Annotated in this window: 1 protein-coding gene; it reads right to left on the bottom strand. The window is 36.0% G+C overall.

What is annotated here, in order from left to right; genetic code table 11:
* Window positions 1–567 (bottom strand): hypothetical protein (locus tag K3248_RS08570; protein ID WP_220717898.1); only part of this gene is annotated, 567 nt, incomplete at its 3' end.
* Between the last annotated feature and the right edge of the window lie 258 nt (window positions 568–825).

Below are 825 nucleotides of genomic sequence, written 5' to 3'. Positions count from 1 at the left end.
GCCATATACATTACCTTTAATTATGAAATAACCAGAAATCTTTGCATTGCCATAAACAGAGCCATAAACATCAGTATGACACCCTACGCTAGCATTCCCATAAACCTTACCATAAATTTTTGCTGCACCACTAACAACAGCATGATCATAAACCTCCGCATTGCTATGAATACGTGCACTTCCTGATAATTTTGCATGTCCGTAAACCCTTGCACTATTATAAACCCAAGCTTGATAGGAAATATGAGCATTATCATAAACATGTGCATTCATATAAACGCGGCTTTTATCACATACATGAGCATTGCCATAAACATGACCACAAACAATGGCATTATCACAAATAATAGCATTTTCATAAACACGACCATCACCATAAACCCACGCATCATCACTAACCCAGCAATTACCTTCATGAGATAAATTGTCTTCCTTTTCAATAAAACCACCAAGATCACCAATCTTTATATTATCAAAATCTCTTAATGCACGAATGCGATAAAGAGTATGGTCACCAACTTGTTGGGTTTCGCTTGTAAATTCATATTTTTTTGAGATTGTGTTCATAATGAACTCCTTTAGGATTGTTTTGAATTGACACCTTAGAAAGGCGCCGGGTGCTCAAAATACAGCCTAAAGTCTGTTGTTATGCTTTTCCCTCACGAAGGGTATTGTATGGCATAGCTACACCCGACATAAATCATCATACACTATTCAAAGCATAAAAGACAGTCAGTTTTTGAAAAGCAGAGAAAGATTGTTTCGTAATCCATTCGCTTTAGGTTTAGTGTTTTGATCACGTAAAATATCGGAAAATCCAATAAT

This window comes from Bartonella raoultii (genome assembly GCF_019659805.1).
GTDB lineage: Bacteria > Pseudomonadota > Alphaproteobacteria > Rhizobiales > Rhizobiaceae > Bartonella > Bartonella raoultii.
Note: the sequence above shows the minus strand (reverse complement) of the source record. Positions and strands in the feature narration are given on the sequence as shown.